The 16,232-nt window shown below is 56.7% G+C and carries 19 protein-coding genes and 1 pseudogene; 8 read left to right on the forward strand and 12 right to left on the reverse strand.

What is annotated here, in order from left to right:
- The 3 genes from LJD17_RS22400 to LJD17_RS22410 form a co-directional block, all read right to left on the reverse strand.
- The coding region (locus LJD17_RS22400) for a nucleotidyltransferase domain-containing protein (protein WP_227386428.1) at positions 1 to 547 on the reverse strand (547 nt) is incomplete at its 3' end.
- A 104-nt stretch (positions 548 to 651) separates the two neighbouring features.
- On the reverse strand, positions 652 to 1,161 hold the full coding sequence (locus LJD17_RS22405) for an NUDIX hydrolase (RefSeq protein ID WP_319799723.1): 510 nt from the start codon (positions 1,159 to 1,161) through the stop codon (positions 652 to 654).
- A gap of 36 nt (positions 1,162 to 1,197) precedes the next feature.
- Complete coding sequence (locus LJD17_RS22410) at positions 1,198 to 1,446, reverse strand: hypothetical protein (RefSeq protein ID WP_227386430.1); 249 nt, start codon at positions 1,444 to 1,446, stop codon at positions 1,198 to 1,200.
- Positions 1,447 to 1,578: 132 nt separating this feature from the next.
- On the opposite strand from LJD17_RS22410, the gene LJD17_RS22415 reads away from it, so the two are divergent.
- Positions 1,579 to 2,199: a DUF922 domain-containing protein gene (locus LJD17_RS22415; protein WP_227386431.1), complete on the forward strand. Its 621-nt coding sequence runs from the start codon at positions 1,579 to 1,581 to the stop codon at positions 2,197 to 2,199.
- A 695-nt stretch (positions 2,200 to 2,894) separates the two neighbouring features.
- Here LJD17_RS22415 and LJD17_RS22425 read toward each other — a convergent pair.
- Positions 2,895 to 3,305, reverse strand: a complete 411-nt coding sequence (locus LJD17_RS22425) for a VOC family protein (RefSeq protein ID WP_227386432.1) — start codon at positions 3,303 to 3,305, stop codon at positions 2,895 to 2,897.
- A gap of 360 nt (positions 3,306 to 3,665) precedes the next feature.
- On the opposite strand from LJD17_RS22425, the gene LJD17_RS22430 reads away from it, so the two are divergent.
- From LJD17_RS22430 to LJD17_RS22445, 4 genes are all read left to right on the forward strand, one after another.
- Positions 3,666 to 4,667: a hypothetical protein gene (locus LJD17_RS22430; RefSeq protein ID WP_227386433.1), complete on the forward strand. Its 1,002-nt coding sequence runs from the start codon at positions 3,666 to 3,668 to the stop codon at positions 4,665 to 4,667.
- Positions 4,657 to 5,784, forward strand: coding sequence for a hypothetical protein (locus LJD17_RS22435; RefSeq protein ID WP_227386434.1), 1,128 nt, complete (start codon positions 4,657 to 4,659; stop codon positions 5,782 to 5,784). Before LJD17_RS22430 ends, LJD17_RS22435 begins: the two co-directional genes overlap by 11 nt.
- A complete protein-coding gene (locus LJD17_RS22440; RefSeq protein ID WP_227386435.1) occupies positions 5,781 to 6,458 on the forward strand; it encodes a hypothetical protein in 678 nt (225 codons plus the stop codon). The genes LJD17_RS22435 and LJD17_RS22440 overlap by 4 nt, the downstream gene beginning before the upstream one ends.
- A gap of 408 nt (positions 6,459 to 6,866) precedes the next feature.
- Complete coding sequence (locus tag LJD17_RS22445) at positions 6,867 to 7,073, forward strand: hypothetical protein (protein ID WP_227386436.1); 207 nt, start codon at positions 6,867 to 6,869, stop codon at positions 7,071 to 7,073.
- Between the two features lie 238 nt (positions 7,074 to 7,311).
- Here the strand turns inward: LJD17_RS22445 and LJD17_RS22450 are convergent, their stop codons facing one another.
- Genes LJD17_RS22450 through LJD17_RS22460 form a run of 3 tightly spaced genes read right to left on the reverse strand, consistent with a single transcriptional unit; the run spans position 7,312 to position 8,988 of the window.
- Positions 7,312 to 8,184 (reverse strand): protein-L-isoaspartate O-methyltransferase family protein, encoded by an 873-nt coding sequence (locus LJD17_RS22450; protein WP_227386437.1) that lies wholly within the window; start codon positions 8,182 to 8,184, stop codon positions 7,312 to 7,314.
- Positions 8,171 to 8,407, reverse strand: a complete 237-nt coding sequence (locus LJD17_RS22455) for a hypothetical protein (protein WP_227386438.1) — start codon at positions 8,405 to 8,407, stop codon at positions 8,171 to 8,173. The genes LJD17_RS22450 and LJD17_RS22455 overlap by 14 nt, the downstream gene beginning before the upstream one ends.
- Positions 8,404 to 8,988 (reverse strand): sigma-70 RNA polymerase sigma factor region 4 domain-containing protein, encoded by a 585-nt coding sequence (locus LJD17_RS22460; RefSeq protein WP_227386439.1) that lies wholly within the window; start codon positions 8,986 to 8,988, stop codon positions 8,404 to 8,406. Before LJD17_RS22460 ends, LJD17_RS22455 begins: the two co-directional genes overlap by 4 nt.
- Before the next feature lie 563 nt (positions 8,989 to 9,551).
- On the opposite strand from LJD17_RS22460, the gene LJD17_RS22465 reads away from it, so the two are divergent.
- Complete coding sequence (locus LJD17_RS22465) at positions 9,552 to 10,802, forward strand: MFS transporter (RefSeq protein ID WP_227386440.1); 1,251 nt, start codon at positions 9,552 to 9,554, stop codon at positions 10,800 to 10,802.
- A gap of 256 nt (positions 10,803 to 11,058) precedes the next feature.
- On the opposite strand, the gene LJD17_RS22470 is transcribed toward LJD17_RS22465, so the two are convergent.
- From LJD17_RS22470 to LJD17_RS22480, 3 genes are all read right to left on the reverse strand, one after another.
- Complete coding sequence (locus LJD17_RS22470; RefSeq protein WP_227386441.1) at positions 11,059 to 11,349, reverse strand: hypothetical protein; 291 nt, start codon at positions 11,347 to 11,349, stop codon at positions 11,059 to 11,061.
- Positions 11,350 to 11,473: 124 nt separating this feature from the next.
- Positions 11,474 to 11,971 carry an NUDIX hydrolase gene (locus LJD17_RS22475; protein ID WP_227386442.1) on the reverse strand — a complete coding sequence of 166 codons (498 nt, stop codon included), beginning with the start codon at positions 11,969 to 11,971 and terminating at the stop codon, positions 11,474 to 11,476.
- 515 nt (positions 11,972 to 12,486) lie between these two features.
- The gene (locus LJD17_RS22480) at positions 12,487 to 13,011 is read right to left on the reverse strand and encodes a tautomerase family protein (protein WP_227386443.1); all 525 of its coding nucleotides are present in this window, start codon (positions 13,009 to 13,011) and stop codon (positions 12,487 to 12,489) included.
- Between the two features lie 106 nt (positions 13,012 to 13,117).
- Between LJD17_RS22480 and LJD17_RS22485 the strand changes: the two genes are divergently transcribed.
- Positions 13,118 to 14,140: a GlxA family transcriptional regulator gene (locus tag LJD17_RS22485; RefSeq protein ID WP_227386444.1), complete on the forward strand. Its 1,023-nt coding sequence runs from the start codon at positions 13,118 to 13,120 to the stop codon at positions 14,138 to 14,140.
- 96 nt (positions 14,141 to 14,236) lie between these two features.
- Positions 14,237 to 14,498 (forward strand): annotated as a pseudogene (locus LJD17_RS22490) (phosphomethylpyrimidine synthase ThiC); the annotation flags it as partial.
- A 741-nt stretch (positions 14,499 to 15,239) separates the two neighbouring features.
- Here the strand turns inward: LJD17_RS22490 and trhA are convergent.
- Both trhA and LJD17_RS22500 read right to left on the reverse strand, forming a co-directional pair.
- Positions 15,240 to 15,887, reverse strand: a complete 648-nt coding sequence (gene trhA, locus LJD17_RS22495; protein ID WP_227386445.1) for a PAQR family membrane homeostasis protein TrhA — start codon at positions 15,885 to 15,887, stop codon at positions 15,240 to 15,242.
- A 160-nt stretch (positions 15,888 to 16,047) separates the two neighbouring features.
- Entirely contained in the window at positions 16,048 to 16,230 is a 183-nt protein-coding gene (locus LJD17_RS22500) for a hypothetical protein (protein ID WP_227386446.1), read from the reverse strand.
- Between the last annotated feature and the right edge of the window lie 2 nt (positions 16,231 to 16,232).

Raw genomic sequence — 16,232 nt, forward strand, 5'->3', positions numbered from 1 at the left:
CCCGGCCTGTCCAAGCGCCGCGCCCTAACAGGATCAAGTCACCAAGTTTCTGATAGAGCGCGGTCGCAATCGCAAAGACCTCTTCGGGCGAGCGCTCGCCCCGTAAGTCGTCGGCGAGGTCACTGATCTGGTAGCGCAAAGCATCGTAGGATGGTCCTGACAGGGGAGGGGGGCCTTTTGCCAATGTTGCCTGTGCGGCGGCCTGTAGGCGCTTCCCGGCCACCGCTTCAGGGCCTATCACTTCACCTGAAGCCACCATGCTGACCATTACAGGGCAGCCGTTTTTCACATCGAGGTCCATGAAGTAGCTCAAGGTCTCCAAATCATGGACAAAGGCCTCGACAGGAAAGCGATCTTCCTCGAATGACTCCCGCCACGCCCGTTCCAGGCTTGGGAAAACAACGACCAAGTCGATGTCTGAGCCGACTGTGCCAGTGCCTCTCATGATAGAACCCGCCACGAAGGCGAAATCCGCTTCTGCAAAGCGGTTGGAAAATGCTCTTTGTGCAGCATTGAGCGCCTGTCCTCTAAGCGAGCTTGGGATCATGAATGCCTCTCAAGAGCGCAAGCAACACGCCAATCCTGTACTGGGAATCCGGGCTTGTGTTTGTGATTTGTGAATAATGATTGCCTCGGACTCCGCATCGGCAGCTACGATCGTGGTTTGTGCCAAGCAGGACCTGCCGCCAGCATCGAGGTAAGGTTGATAGGCCAGACGGTATCAGATGTGGAAGCCAACTCGTCTATCGACCACCAGCGATGCTCGGTCATGACCTCCCTCTCTAAGGCGGTCCAGCTATCACGGGTAAGAGCTGTGTTCTGTGTCTCAGCGAAGAAGCGTTCCTCGGCGATTACATGGTCACCATCCGGCAATTGCATAACGAACTCTCGCTGTCCCGCCTCCGGGCCAACTGGGTCCACATGCAGGCCGGTCTCTTCTCGGAGTTCTCGGATCGCGGCTTCTTCGAACGTCTCCCCGTCTTCAACCCCGCCTCCAGGCGTGGCCCAGTATGTTTGGCCTGCGAGAGGGCCACGGTCATGGGAGAAGCGAAACAGCAGAACTCTCCCCAAGGGGTCGAGCACAAGTACGCGGGCTGAGGGACGGCGGCGCATGATGTTCCTCAAAAGTGCTTTTGTCTCAGATACTTCGCATTGCCCCATTTGCTTTGCAACCACCTACCCACTCTAATGGACGCGTCAGCGAAAATCCCGGGACGCAACTCGGATGATTGGCGTCTCTCCGATCTGATCGGGCACTTGCGCCTCTGACGCATTGACTCTCTCCTTCGCCCCTTCGCGGAGTCGATCACGGGTGCCAATCTTCGCCTCATCGCCACGCCCATGGCGCATGCTGAGCGGATTGTTCCTCTCGCCGACGCTGCGCAGCAGGTCAGACAGGTCCATCAAATGCTCGGCGATCAGATGCGTACAAGATGAAGGCGTCAAGAAGATCGCCTTCCGCGCCGTAATGGACCTCAAGGACACGTTCTGAGCAACACCTTGAGGCAGCTCTTTCCAAGCAAGAATGCGTACTGTTATGCTTGTTCACGACAACGATCCTTTAGAGCTGGCTATCTCATGAACCTCAAGTCTCGCCCAATGCTGAGACCAATGATCGTGGTGGTTTTCTCGGCAGCCTTTGTGTCGCCCACCCTCGCTTCAGTCGTCCAAACCTCCAAAATCACTCCGTACAAAATAGCTGGCAATACTGTGGAAGAAGTCCGCCAGCAAATGAGCTTGAAGGGGCCAAGGGACGGCAACACACCCAAGGCTTCACATATCGGTGCGAAAGTGAGATGGGGCTTCCGCACTCAAATGGCCGGGAGCAATTGTATTATCACTGACGTCAAAGTGACGGTTTCCATAATACGGACAGTGCCGGAGTTGAACACGAATAACAACGAGCTGAGGTCGCAGTTCGCGCGATATCGAAAGTTGGTTGATGCCTTTCAAGAGGGGCATGCCAAGAATGCACAATCTATGGCGAGGCAGATGGATCGTGGAATCGCAGCGCTGCCACCTGCGGCGTCCTGCGATGACCTAAAACGCTCTGTTGAACAGCTTGGTAACCGGCTCACCAAAGAAACGGCCGCTGCCAATCGGGAATATAGTGAGCGCACAGAATACGGCCGTACCTTAGGAGCGGTATGGCCGCCCTTGGAGCCGAAGAACGGGACTTCCCAACCGGGCGCAGAATGAACTTGATTTCTTGGCCCCAGATCAGGCCGAGGCTTGCCAGGTCCCCCCCACTTACAAGTGTCGGAAAGAAGGCGAGGGACGGTGAGCAGAGCGAAGACGGGGTGCAGTTGTGGGCGTCCCATTACTGAGTTCTAACGGGACGAAACGTCACCGAAGCAACCCAAATTGGACCTCAATTTGGGTTGCTACCAAGACCCCGCCCTTGCTAGTGGTGGTAAATCTCTGGGCTGAAGGGGGTGAAGGCCTATCCTCATGCAAGGCTGCGGATCTGCTTTGATGCCGACATGATGCTCGGTCGTGGCAAGGCGGACATCCTCCAGGGCTCCTAGGAGACAGGTTCGATTTCTGCCGCAGGGCGGCGCATGGGCATGAGCTACAAGCGGGCCTGGGCCTTCATCAAGACACTCAAGCACCACTTCTGCCAGCCACTCGCCGTCTAATCCGCAGGCGGAAAACCAGCGGCAGTGCCAGCTTAACGCTACTCGGTGAGCAGGTTCTTGCCCGTTACCGCTCACAACCTATCGCTGGAAGTGGGTATGTTCGGTATAGGCCATCGCTCAAAAACGGTCGTTTGAGAGCGGGGAGGGGACGCACAGAATAGAGTCCGCTTTTGGTCCTGAGCTGGCCTTCTTCGCTTGAGCTGATGAAGCTTCATGACCGTGCCGCTCTTACAGGTCAGCGGTCGCAGAGGCCTGTCAGTCAGTGATTCTGGCGTTGATTTCGATGATGTTGCGGTCAGGATCGAGAATATAGATCTGCGGATATCCGACACGCGTTGAGGTCTTGATACCCATCGGATCATCAGGGCTCGCATCCTCGCGGTAACCTTTGGCTTTAAGAGCGTCCAGAGCCTGCCTGTAGCTGGTCACCCGAAGGGCGAAGTGGATGTCGTTGGTATCCATCCCTTTCGAGGCCCGGAACGTCGCCTGAGCATCCCCAACGACCAGATGCAGCTCCTGGCTGTCGCCGACCCGGAACCACGCCCCCGCCACAGGCAAGGCAGGCCGCGGGATTTCAGTAAAGCCGAGAACTTCCTGATAGAAGCGACGGGAACGTTCCAGGTTAGTGCACGGGAGAGCCACATGGTGAAGGCCGTTGATCTCCATTAGCCCTCCGACCTAGCCACCAGTTCACACCGAGAAAGTGCTCGAGCGCATATGTGCCACAATGGCGAGGTTTAGGGTCCCCTGGCAATTCAAATTGGGAGGTAACCACGAGCCGGCGTGTTGGCTTGAACCCGCCTGTCAGACCGAAGCCCACATTCGTGTAGTCGGTAGTCATGCGGCGAAGCTGGCTGGATTGCTGTCCCGCTTATATAAGTCGAGGCATCTAACTTTCCGGTGGAAAAGGCGTCGCTGTTCCATGGGCACCTTGCCTACCCGACCCCGCTAGCTAAGTATTGAAGGTTGGGGAATTGGGTACACCGAAGTCATTGATAAATTTCGGTGGTTAAGGGGCTGGCTACGATGGGCGAGACTGTGGGGATTGCACGCATCGCAGAAATAATTTCTGACGAAATATTCGCAGAATTTCTCTGGACGAAAATTGGCCCCGAAAATATCGACTTGGAATGCCAGAAGAAAGACGCCCACAATGCGCAAAGCCACCCTACAGACGTGGTCTTCTTCTATGACGAACCATATGAAGACATAACTACCTACGTTCAGTGCGATCTGAAAAGTTATGCGGCTGGTTCAATTGGACGATCTCAGATCGAAAAAGCTCTTGTGAGCCTATCTAAGCAGGTTTCGTGCGCCGAAATCAGTCAAGAATGGCAGGATAGATACGTTCACAAGCACAAAGACTTTGCAATCTCAGGACTGCTCTTCGTTTACAATCATGATGGGGGGTATGATCGTACATTTAGCGACAACTTCGAGAAGCTTAAACTCGATGATTTAGACACCCCGGAGAACAGCAAACTCGTTGTCCTCGGCCCTGTAGAGATCCACTGGCTGAATAACGTCAGTCAGGAAATTGTACGAATGAGGGGAAAGTCAGGTTCCGAACGCTTGCCTGACCTAGACGCTTGTTCCTTTTTCTATCCGCAACCCGTAAGACGCGCTCAGCTACGCGGGGAATTGAGATGTGCCGCCACTCTCGAGATGCTCACCGGACCTTGGATAATTCTGCAACATCTAGGACATGAGAACCGCAAAGCAGGGTTCGTAATTTTCTATAGACCCTCAGGTGAAACTGTCGATGAGTTCCTGTACTTAATAGATTATCTTCGGCAGCATGGCTTACTCGACCAGAAATACTCGATAGTTATTCGATCAATGGATAAAACTGGAGTATCAGCGAATAACTTTCAAAAAGCTAAGCAGCACTATGTTGCAGCAATGGGCGCAACTTATGACGGAGATGGCAGTCTGCTCGATATAATAAATGGAATCACCTTCTCACTTATGAATAACCTGATACCCACTTTCTCTGAGGTAGAGATTGGAATGGACTATGACAGATAAACTGCCATTTCTCTCAGCTTCCGATAAAGACATATTCGACCTGTTGATGTCTGCAAGAGGTCGCCTGAATGACAACGTGCTACATAGCATCGCCATACAGCGAGGCATCATCTACTCGAAAAAGACGAAGCGCGAACGTTTAGCAAGCGACATTGCTCTTCTGCCCCACGACTATCTCTCGGTGAAAAAACTGATCGAGAGACGCGAACATCAAAGCAGAAATGAAAAGAGGACCTATCTTGATATCCCAGTGGCCCTGACGAACGAGGAGATCACCGAGATTGTCAGGAACTACAAGAACGAGGTGCAAGGCGAAGAAGACGTTACGATTCAAAGAAGGCGTGCTCAGGACGTTTATGTGAATGTCGCGTATGACGAGGTTGATTACTCCAAGACGCGCCTTATTCAGAGACAGCGGAGAGATGCTGGTATCGAGTTCGTGATAGGCGAGGGGAAGACGACAATCAGGATGCCCGCGACGGAAAAAGCGAGAAGTATCGTCAACAAGATTTGCCATCAAGCAAGTCGGCTTAAGCTACAAGATCTGCGCAGCCATGAGATCTCATTGGAGGCCCTGAGCGCAGATCAAAGAACGACCTTCTTTGTCAACTTGATGCGCTCCATTTCAGGTTATCAACTGCAGACGGTAGTGACCATCAAGTGTGCGTCGGAAGATGATAGCATAGAAGACGATTTCGATGATATCGATTTAGAGACGGAGCGCTCTGTCGAGAGCGATATTGTTATCAAAATTAACAGCGTCGCGCTGAGTGGCATGAACCTTTTGCAGTCTGAGGAGTACCAGACACTAAAGCGAAATGGCTTTTTCATAACTGCAGTGACATGGAGAGCCCTACAGAAAGGGAAACCAAACGACCTCTTGCAATTTGATGTTTCGTTTGAGGAGCCCCGACAAGGAAAAGGCTTTAAGTTTGGAGTTCGTATTGCGCGTCGTCTAGCCGATGGAAGTCTGACAACCGATTTCAAGCCGCTGGAAGCACATCGACAGCCTCCGATGTGGACTCTTGTCGAGAATACCTCTTCAAACGTCCTTGAAGAAATTCGCTCATCTCCGGTCGAGGCACCCGTGGCGGCCAAGGCAGGAGCAAAGGCATGATCCGCCGTCGATGGCTCCGCGCCCAATGGCCATTCGGCACGCGGGTGTTGTCGGATAGATTGAAAGAGTTGCAGTTTACCTCTGAGGCGCAGAATGGCTTCATAGTCGATAGGCTTCGGTCGAACCGGATAGAAGGCCGATTTGTCGAGCGGCAAGAAATTAGTCAAACAGTGGAGAGCCCACTAGGCGAGACGATCCTCTATGAAAGGATAGAATTTCGAGAGACAGCGTTCATAGTCGCGCCTGATCGTTTAGGATTGGAAATCATCAACCCGCCGCGAAGCATGAGTCTGTTCTTATCCCGCTTGGCTGAGGCCTGCGACTTTCAGGTTGCTGTAACCGAAATTAGAGTTGACGTAACTTTGTGGTGCGAGCGTCTATCAGCCAATCTGGGAAAGCAGCTTGATATTATTAGCTGCCAGCTACGCGATATAAAGCTAACAGAAAACATCACAGCGACAGCAGTTTTGAAAGGCTCGTCAGACGTCCGTCAGGCAACCCGCCTGCTGACAGATGGCATGCCGTACATTAATGATAAAATAAAGATACAGGTTCAGGGCAGCCCATCGCAAAGCTTGATACTTACAAGGCATGGGTCGGCAACTCTCGACAGGATTGCTTCAGAGAGTCTGCTCGACCCGCTAAGGGATGCCTTGTATTCTGCCGCCGGCTAGGGCCGAAACACGAGAATTCTACTATAGAGTACTTAGTCGGAGGAGTGAGGTTCAGATTTCCTGTTACATCTGGGTCGACCCAACTATATGGATACCAAGAGCACTTTACCCGGAAGTGAATTTTTGGTTTGAGATATAGATTGGCTGAACAAGCGATTTATGTTTATTTATCAAGCACTTAAGTTCCATAAGCTATGTTATGCGAAATTCAGTTGTAGAACACCGTTAGAGATGTCACCGGTCTGCCCGTTACAGATGTCACCCTCCACGGGTGCGGACAACGGGGAGCTCGGGTGTCATGACAGTGATCGCCATGGGTTGTCGAGAGATCGATCGGATGCGGGTGTTGAGCAATATACTTGCGGCATGTCACGATCCGGGACCTTGCCGTTTTATCCCGAGTGTTGTGTGAAGAAGTCCACCTGCGTCGAGCGCCTGGAAGTGGGGGTAGCGTTCCATTACGGCATGGTAGGCATCCGCCACTTCCTCAAGACCTGTACCCTCAGGGAGACAGTACCCCAACCGGGTGTCCGTCCGCTGCGCTTGAACCTTTGCCCCTCGGAGAAAACCATCGACGAAGCGCAGGCAAAGCGGACGGTTTGGGGAATCCTTTGAACAGGGGCCCAAATACTCATAGGCCCATCTCATCTCAGCATCAGAGGCACCTGCTCCTTGAAACTGGCTGAGCCAGATGAGCATTCCCGCCAAACACGCACGGAGGAATGGAGACGTGATTGTTTCATGTAACAGGCCGCTGCCCAAAGGCTTCCTCACCGTAGCTTTTGCCGCGGCTCCTCATCAGGGAATATGCATGCATTGTTCTGGTACACGATATGCCCCTCGTGTATGAGGGCTACTCATAAGTGAGGCTCCAGCCCTCGAACGTTAGCCAACATCGCTCCTCCGGCAGTTCCGCCGTGCGGCGCAAGCGCGTCACTCGATTCCAATCCCCCTTCTCGAAGGCAGCTGCCAGGGCATGCTCTGATGCCTCGTCACGCATACCAGCACAAGGATAGATCGCGACCGGCGAGACCCAGCGTGCCAGGTAATCTGGTCCCTGGCGCGTAACGAGGAAGACGGCCCCACGGCGGCTGATTGGTCCCGGCCCCGCCGATCGAAAGCCCTGATTGGTGGTCAAGGGCAGAATAAGCCTGCCACCGTCCCGGAGCCGGTCGAGCCAGGTGTCCGCGGGTTTCGTTGTGCCGGCATTGACATAGATCACGTCAGCCGGCTCGAAGGGCACAGAGGCCCCGTCTCCCTGGAGCACAGCGACGTTGGCATAACCCGATAAGTTCTCCTTCGCTCGAGCCGCCAGATCCGGCTCGTACTCGATCGCAGTCACCTGCCCGGAGAGACCGACCATCTCGGCCATGATTGCCGTGTAGTAGCCGACACCAGCCCCGACATGGACGACGTGTTCACCCTCGTTAGAGGCCGCGCAGGCGAGCAGGTGGGCATGCAAGGACGGTTGGCCGTTGTTAATGTGCCGCTCGGGATCGATGCCAACGAGGTCGTTGGTGTAGAGATAGACCGGATCAGCGCTGGGGGTGGCCATGTAGCCTCCCTGCCAGAACCGGAAGATGGGCCAGGGACCTGGACCGAGGAAGCGCTCCCGTGGAACGGTCGCAAACGCATCCTCTACCTGTTGGCTGATCACCGCGCGATCGGCCGCCATAATTTGCTTGGCGTAGGCGCGCCGGACGATTGCGAGCTCATTCTCGGTCATCGATCTGGTCCTCAATGGGATCATCGCTTTTCGGGAGGGTGTGCGGCAGCAGCTCACAACGCGAGACGGCCGCGTGGACGATGGTCCGGATCTCTGTGAGCGTTGCGCGCAAAGATCGGCCGGAGGCAGCCTGCCTAAGTTCTGGATCGGCCGCGTCAACGACGTCCTGAGCGAGATCGGCAAGGACATAATCGAGCTTTTGCTCTGGTCTGAGGCGCTTCATCGCTCCCAACCTCTTAAGTTATGGCGCAGCAGGGTCCGTCGCATGCGCTTGCGCGCACTGTCGTAGTCGGTCTCGGACAAGCCGTACCGGACGCGGATTTCCGCCGCTGACAGGCCGTCCCCCAGCCCAGCGATAATCTTGAGGGCGATCTCATCCTCCGCGAACAGGGCATCTAGGATGGCTAGCATTTGGACGGCGGCGGCCGTTCGCTCGGGATCGGCGTCGGGCGCTTCATCGGCCTGCTCGACGGTCCAACTAGCGCCGGTACCCTCCAGGCTAACAAGGACTGTTCGCTCCCGTCGCATCTTCCGCCAGTATTCGTCGCAAACGCTGCGCATGCTCCAGGCCAGGAAGCTGATAATCGGCACCCCAGGCGACCAGCGGCGGGTGCCACGGAGCGCACGTACTATGGTTTCGTTGAGCACGTCCGCCCATTCGACCCCTGGCAGGCTACGCGCTCTCAGTCGGGCGAGAGCCTTGAGGCGAAGCAGATCCTCCTCTGGGAGGGCCTGGATCGCATGGGCGATGGCGGCGGTCGCCTCATCAGCCTCTTCGTTGCGATTCACGTTATAGCTCTGCATGTCCTAGATCAGCCGTTCGCCTACCTATCCTATTATGCGCACGACAAGGGGGAGCGCGGACACTGGTGCGCAAAATTTTCGAAGACCCCTCCAGTAGGCGAGATGGCCGAATGAGCGTGGGTAGGCACTCGATCTAACCCTTGGGCCGCCTCGGTAATTGGAACATTCAGGAAAGAGAGTTTTGGAAGCTGGTGGGGAAGAACCCTGCGGATGCCTTAGGGGGCTAAAAATTGCCGGCTTTGCAGGCCAGAAACCAGTTTGTTTGCTCCGCTGTCTAAGCCAGCGTACTGGAAGCCTTTGTCTGAAGTACTTCGCTACGTTTCATTTGTCTTGCAATTGCCCAGCGAACCGCCATCTGGCAGCGCGTAGATCCAATCGAGGACCGCGGCATTCCAGATAGTGTCTACACTCCTCGCTCATTTTTTCTCTAGAATGCCCAGGCTTGAGCCCATCATGTGTTTTAGGCACACTGCGACAGTGGTCCGCAGCAGTATTGGACCTACCGCCGATTGCTAATCAAGAGCGGGCAGTGCCGTTTCCGAACAGAGGTTAGGACACAAGGAATGGGGGCAACAGGCTGGGCCGCGTTCCACTACAGGGAATTTCGGCTGTTCTGTGCTGCACGCTTTGCCATGGCGCTTGCCACGCAAATCCAGACAGTTGCGGTGGCCTGGCTCGTCTACGACGCTAGCCAGAGTGCGCTGAGCCTAGGCCTTGTCGGGCTCGCGTCGTTCCTGCCGACAATCGCCCTTGTTCTGGTGAGCGGGCTTGTGGCGGACCGCTACAGCCGGCGCTGGATCCTCATCATTGTCGCCGGCACCATGATGGTGTCCTCACTTGGGATTTTGGCTCAGGTGCAGGCCGGCGTCCCGAAGCTCTCGATCATTTACGGGCTACTGGTGGCGCTCGGAGCAGCTCGGGCCTTCGGCAAACCGACTTTCCAAGCGATCGTTCCGAACCTGGTCCCCAAGGAGGATCTTGCAAATGCGATCGCCTGGAACTCTTCAGTCATGCAAATTGCGACCATCAGCGGGCCAGCCATCGGGGGGATCCTCTACGCCATTGATCCGACTGCACCCTTCATCGGGTCGGCGGGCTGTTTCGGGCTGGCCGCTTTACTGATGGCGGTACTGCGCTTGCGCCCTGCAGCCACAAAGCGGGAGCCAGTCACCTGGTCCCGGGTGATTGCAGGCCTCGTGTTCCTGCGGGCAAAGCCGGTTCTGCTCGGGGCGATCTCACTCGACCTCTTTGCGGTCCTTCTGGGAGGCGCCACGGCCTTGATGCCGATCTTCGCCCGTGATGTGTTCCATGTGGGGCCCTGGGGTCTTGGACTTCTGCGTTCGATGCCGGCTGTCGGGGCCGTGCTGATGGCCGTCGTCCTGGCGCACTCGTCCCTGCTTGCGCGGCACGCCGGCCTGCGCATGCTGCAGGCGGTAGGGATCTTCGGTCTGGCGACGATCGGCTTCGGGCTGTCCACGAGCTTTGGACTGACCTTAGTGTTCCTTGCGATCCTCGGTGCCGCCGATATGGTCAGCGTAGTGGTGCGCCAGACGCTGGTCCAAGCGGAAACGCCGGACGATCTGCGCGGGCGTGTGGCGGCTGTGAACACGGTGTTCATCGGAGCCTCGAACGAACTGGGCGAATTTGAATCGGGCACGCTTGCCTGGCTGATTGGCCCTGCGCCTGCAGTCGTGGTCGGCGGCGTTGGTACAGTCCTGCTCGCCGTTTGCTGGCGGTTCTGGTTTCCGGAGCTCGCCCGGCGCGACACACTGGTCCGCGATGAACTGGCTGATCATCGAAAGTCGGCTGCTTGAGAAACTAGCCCCAGACCCCTCAACCAGATGAGTCATTCGACGAGCGGTCGCGTGGGTCCGTAAAAATATGTCTTAATATAAACGACTAAGAGCATAAAATACGCTATCAATAGAAATGTTGTGCAGCAAAAGGCAAATGGCGACAATATTTTTACTAGAAGCTTATTTCCATCGACGTATGGCAACAAGGACGGATCTTCGCTCTGCGTCGCCGTCATGAACAGCGACCGTCCTGCGATGGTGATAATCACTACGATTAGGGTACAAATAAGGTTGCGTGGAACATTGGGATCGTCTTCATCTCAGGCATGAAGGGAAGGATGGCCGGCAGTCCGAAGGCAGCCTGCGTGATGCTCCCGATCAGAGCCAGGACGACGAACTGTTGATGGAAGAAGCTCAGCCCTTCCACGAGTGGCCGCTCCCAAGGCAGCAAAGCATATGGATAGAGGGCGTCGATCAGCGCTGGTGGCAGCAACAGGCGCTGTGAGCCGCGCACCAGCGCATAGATCGCCAAAGCAATGGAGGCGATAAATGGAAGCCCGATCATCTTCCCATTGTATCGAACCCGCTCTTCATATGTCATTGCCGGATGCTCGGTGGTGATAGCTCTACGTTTGAGCCGTCACCACATCCTAGTTCAAGGAGTGAAGGCTGATCAACGCGCTGCCCCTTCACCTTGAGCGTGTCGGGTATTGCGCAGCCGCTGCGGGTTTCAACAAAAGCACCTTTTGGCCCGGTCGTGGTAGTGTCGCGGCGCTCAGCCGTGCAAAGACAGGACGGTAGGCTTCCGACGCCAGCGCCGTCAAAGACTCGGCCTCTTCAAACCGGAACCATTTTAGTTGGCTGTGTTCGTCGTTGGCGATTGCTGGCTCGCCGCCGGTCCATTCCGTCACTGTAAAGAGGTGCCAGCGCGCCGGCGTGACACCGTCGAACTCAGTGGTCTCGATACAGTCGAAGTAATGGAATTCCGTTGGCGTGATGCCAATTTCTTCCTGGAGCTCTCGGATGAGCGCAGTGCTAGCAGCCTCACCAGCCTCCAGATGACCGCCGATTATATCCCAGCAACATGGCCAAGATCGGCGATGCACAGCTCTCAGGCCAAGCAAAATCTGCCGGTCGCGGATTAGTAATGCGCAAGCATACTCTACACGATATGGAAGATCGCTCATCCTCGTCATCCTTGCTGGCAAGCCACAGCTTAGTCGACTGGAAGATTCTCTCAACCGGCCTTGAACAGACTCTTGGCTCGCCCGCGCCGGCCCGACTGGTCAAGATTGCAGGGGCGGGCGAAGCCGTTCTCCAGCCCGACACGATCAGGGCGAAGGGCTGCTCGTTGCTAGAACTCCATTCGTTGCTATAAAGTATGGTGACGGTTCAAACGTCGAGCCATAGTCATCAAGCGCCACCAATGACCGATGAGGAGAGCCGAGCCGGTCGTTCCCAGCGTCCCTCTGGGCGGTCCGCTCCAGCGCAGGGACGACGTCATGCATCTCGATCGACCGCAGGATGGCGACGATCTTGAGCCGCTCTGACCGAAGTGCCTTTGGCGCATGCCCAACTTAAAGGCTCCGCAACCGTCCAGCAATGACCGTGCGGAGCCGGATTGGGAAAGCGGCTGCACGCGCCGAGTGGGCTCTTTGCGGGAAGAGCCCAAGGTTGCTTACCTTCTCGTAAGAGGCCGCCCTTATGACGCCTCAGTGGCTGCAGGGCCTCGCGCGGCCTCAAGAACAGCCACCGCCTCTTGCTGGCGCCGCTCGGCCAGTCGACGGGCTCCATCGGCGCTCGCCTCCTCGCCAAGCGCATAGGCAAGGAATTCCGGAAGCCGGCGGATCACGCCGCGACCACCCCAGCGGCCGTCCGCGATCTCGGTAGGGAACACCCAAACGCGCGGTGCGACGTCTTCGAATGTCGTTCCCTCCGCCCGAGCCACTGCTTCAGTGATCTCGCGCACGATCGCACTCCTCCGCTCGTCGTCGTAGAGGCCCTCCATCACAGAAGGGATGAACCGATAGCGCGGGGAGGTGGCCGGCGCTCCCGCGACATACACGACCGGCCTATGCAGGAAGATGAGACTCACCGCCCGCGCCTTTTCGTTCGCCGGATCAATCCCCTCGTTCCGCATCAAGAGGTCCGTGACCTCCCGCAGCAGCCGTGCTTCCGCGTCGGGTGCCAGTGCGCCTTCCGGAATAAATGCATCGAGCATCGGCATCGCTAAACTCCATTCGCCATTTCGATATGTCCAATTTAGGTCTTCACCAGCCCGTGAGAAATTGGCAGGATCGCCATCTTTGGAGGAAAATCAGACAGAGATGAGAATGATCCGTATCTGGGTATATGACGGGATCCTAGCCTCGGGCGTATCGGGTCCAATCGACGTCTTCGCAGCGGCCAACCGCATTGCTGCCAAGAGCTCCGTGAACCGTCGTCAGCCGTTCCAGCCCATCCGGTGGCGTGTGGAATCTCTTGATGGAAAACTGGTGCATACTGCCTCTGGTCAGACCGTTGCGGTCGACGGGAGGATCGATGCCCGCGGGCGCGCCGACGCAATTCTGGTGACGGCGCCGTTTCTCGCCGATATGGAGGAGTTTGTCTCCCGGCACGAGCAACTGCGCGCACTGTCGTCTGCACTGCGGCGGCAACACACAGCGGGCGCGGTGGTGGCGTCCTACTGTACCGGCAGCTATCTGCTGGCCGAAGCGGGACTACTTGACGGCCGTATCGCCACCACCCACTGGGATCGGGCTACGGACTTCTCGCGGCGATACCCAAGGGTCGAACTTCGGGCCAACGAAGTTCTGACCGAACAGGATCGCGTTCTTTGTACCGGCGCTGTGACATCCTTCCTCAACCTGGCCCTGCGCCTCGTGGAGATGTTCGGCGATGCACATTTGGCCACGACGACCGCCAAGGCCCTTTTGATTGACACCAATCGTGTGTCGCAGGCATCCTATGCGACGTTGCTCGACGAGCATGGACACTCCGATCGCCTTGTCGCCCGCGCCCAGCTCCGGATGGAGGCGACACTTCAGCACGGGTTTCGACTGTCCGAACTCGCAGCTTATCTTGCTGTCAGCGAACGGACCCTCAATCGACGTTTCAAGCAAGCGGTAGGTGACTCGCCCCTGGAGTATCTCCAGTCTCTCCGTATCGAAGTCGCCAAGCGGTTGCTTGAGGCGGGCCACGCCAGCCTCGAAAGTGTGAGCCAGCGTATCGGCTATGGCGATCTCAGCACATTTCGTGAGCTCTTCAAACGCAAGACCGGGCTGACTCCGCGCGAGTACCAACGCCGATTTGCGCGGCACGCGAGCCGGAACACCTCAAGTGCGGCGCCATCTTAAAGGAAGCGGCTGCGCAGGCATCACACCTAGCGCTCGGTCAGATGGAGTTAGGCAGGCTCCACTGCGGTCAGGCGGTCCTCGACCAGATCCAACACATCGCGTGGTCGATGCAGTTCCTTGTTGCTCGATCAGTTCAACCTTTCTCTGGATCCGGACACGGCGCGTGCCTACCACGATGAGACCCTGCCGAAGGATGTGCACAATGTAGCGCACTTCTGCTCCATGTGCGGACCGAAATTCTGTTCGATGAAGATCACGCAGGATTTGCGGGCGGAGGTAGCCGCGATGAGTCCAGAGGCCCAGGAGAGATTGGCCGGCATGCGCTAAAAGTCGGGAGTTCCTCTCCGGTGGCGGCTGACTTTGCATCGACCAACCTTGAAGTCGCCAGTGTGACGGGTACGGACATTAAACCAGAGGTTCGTGTTCGTCAGAGCAATATATGGGCTCACCAATCTTCCGAAATCGATCTTTATGCGCTGCCTCTGACACACCGCCATGGCCGCCTCCGAAGCATCCGTTGATGATGGAGCGGATGGTGACGGCGCATCGGCCATACTGTGGTGAGCAACCGAGGTTGCGATAGTGCTGTGCAGACATTCGGGACGGCAGCACATCTCCCGATCGAGACAGCCGCAAACCACGCCATAAAATAATGTACTGAACGAACAGACGATCATGAAAGCCTCCGGATTGCTCCTTGCGTGGCCCATGCGAACTTCGGCATGTGGCATAGGGAGAGGGTCACCGGACAGGCGGACGCCCGTCCAACAAACTTATCGTGAGCCCAAATCATCAGAACCATGAACAATTTGTGCTAACCAGAGAGATGGGTGGCCTCAGCATTTGTTCGGCAAACAAGCTTCCGCTCACGCACGGACTCTCGGGTGAGCAGTCTTGAGATCGCCAAGCGTTTGCAGTGAGCCCTAAGGGTGGACATGACCATCCATGGGAGGAGAGGGGAGCCTGCAGTGCGGAAGCGGTTCCGGCAAGTGCCCCTGCAACCATTCCGGCTCGCAGGAGGTCATAGCGCATGCCTCGATCTGATTGCTCAGCACGCGAACCGACGTGTGAGGACGGTGGCCAGAACGAGTGTCGCCAATTACGCCCGCGACAGCACCACGCAGTCCAGTACCGCCCCATAATGGCAGGCTGCAGCCACAAGCACGAAGGCATGCCAGATCGCGTTCTGAAAGCGGAGACTTTCCCACACGTGGAAGACAACCCCTATCGTGTACAGAATGCCACCCACAGCTAGAAGGGTAAGGGTCAAGCCCGGCAGGGCGCCAAGCACGGCCTCATAGGCCATGACGCCGCTCCAGCCGAGAAGCAGGTAGAGAAGAATCGAGAGCCGATCAAACCGGCCCGGCAGGCACAGTTTTAGGACCATTCCAGTCAAGGAACCGACCCAGACGCCGACCAGCAGGATGATGGCCGTGATCTCGCTTCTCATTTGCATGATGAACGGAGTGTAGGTGCCGGCGATTAGGAGATAGATGGCAGAGTGGTCGAACCGCCGCAGCACCCACTTGACCGGGGAGACCGGCCAGAGATTGTAGAACGCGGAGATCACAAGCACCGCCAGCAAGCCGCTCCCGTAGATCGCCACCGAGGTCAGCTCCCAGGGGCTAACCGTCGGCGCGGCGAGAGCTAGCAGGACGATCACGGCAACAAGACCACCGACGACCCCCAGGGCATGGACAATCCCGTCGGCCAGGATCTCATGCCTGTCATAGTTCCACCTGATCATTGTCCCCATATCATTGAAGGCAGCCCAGCCGTCGGCATAGTGGCCTCCGGCTTCTGAAGCAGCTAGCCTAGCTTCGGAGGAACCCGCCACCAGTACGCGGGTTCCTGCGACTTGGTGGCAGATCGTCGAGGTGTTAGGATACAGGCTCTGACTTTCTGATCTAGCAAGAGCTTGATTTGTCCCGGCGCGATCCAGTCGTTTCAACAAGGCAGACCAGCACGAAGACGGCCACGACCGTAACCAGCTCCACGGTCTGGGTGGCCCATTCTGGCGCATCATTCGACAGTAGACCAACCGTCAAGCCCGACAGCAGGGCTGCGGCAAGAGCGGACCAGATCAGCATGG

The sequence above is a fragment of the Microvirga rosea genome (genome assembly GCF_020595095.1).
Taxonomy (GTDB): domain Bacteria; phylum Pseudomonadota; class Alphaproteobacteria; order Rhizobiales; family Beijerinckiaceae; genus Microvirga; species Microvirga rosea.

Bases quoted from the DNA above. Each gene is read 5' to 3' on its own strand.
- LJD17_RS22455 (WP_227386438.1), bottom strand. From the start codon at position 8,407: ATGAAGCGCCTCAGACCAGAGCAAAAGCTCGATTATGTCCTTGCCGAT.
- LJD17_RS22480 (WP_227386443.1), bottom strand. From the start codon at position 13,011: ATGCCGATGCTCGATGCATTTATTCCGGAAGGCGCACTGGCACCCGAC.
- LJD17_RS22460 (WP_227386439.1), bottom strand. From the start codon at position 8,988: ATGCAGAGCTATAACGTGAATCGCAACGAAGAGGCTGATGAGGCGACC.
- LJD17_RS22470 (WP_227386441.1), bottom strand. From the start codon at position 11,349: ATGATCGGGCTTCCATTTATCGCCTCCATTGCTTTGGCGATCTATGCG.
- LJD17_RS22475 (WP_227386442.1), bottom strand. From the start codon at position 11,971: ATGAGCGATCTTCCATATCGTGTAGAGTATGCTTGCGCATTACTAATC.
- LJD17_RS22425 (WP_227386432.1), bottom strand. From the start codon at position 3,305: ATGGAGATCAACGGCCTTCACCATGTGGCTCTCCCGTGCACTAACCTG.
- trhA (WP_227386445.1), bottom strand. From the start codon at position 15,887: ATGATCAGGTGGAACTATGACAGGCATGAGATCCTGGCCGACGGGATT.
- LJD17_RS22485 (WP_227386444.1), top strand. From the start codon at position 13,118: ATGATCCGTATCTGGGTATATGACGGGATCCTAGCCTCGGGCGTATCG.
- LJD17_RS22440 (WP_227386435.1), top strand. From the start codon at position 5,781: ATGATCCGCCGTCGATGGCTCCGCGCCCAATGGCCATTCGGCACGCGG.
- LJD17_RS22435 (WP_227386434.1), top strand. From the start codon at position 4,657: ATGACAGATAAACTGCCATTTCTCTCAGCTTCCGATAAAGACATATTC.
- LJD17_RS22465 (WP_227386440.1), top strand. From the start codon at position 9,552: ATGGGGGCAACAGGCTGGGCCGCGTTCCACTACAGGGAATTTCGGCTG.
- LJD17_RS22430 (WP_227386433.1), top strand. From the start codon at position 3,666: ATGGGCGAGACTGTGGGGATTGCACGCATCGCAGAAATAATTTCTGAC.
- LJD17_RS22500 (WP_227386446.1), bottom strand. From the start codon at position 16,230: ATGCTGATCTGGTCCGCTCTTGCCGCAGCCCTGCTGTCGGGCTTGACG.
- LJD17_RS22450 (WP_227386437.1), bottom strand. From the start codon at position 8,184: ATGACCGAGAATGAGCTCGCAATCGTCCGGCGCGCCTACGCCAAGCAA.
- LJD17_RS22415 (WP_227386431.1), top strand. From the start codon at position 1,579: ATGAACCTCAAGTCTCGCCCAATGCTGAGACCAATGATCGTGGTGGTT.
- LJD17_RS22405 (WP_319799723.1), bottom strand. From the start codon at position 1,161: ATGGGGCAATGCGAAGTATCTGAGACAAAAGCACTTTTGAGGAACATC.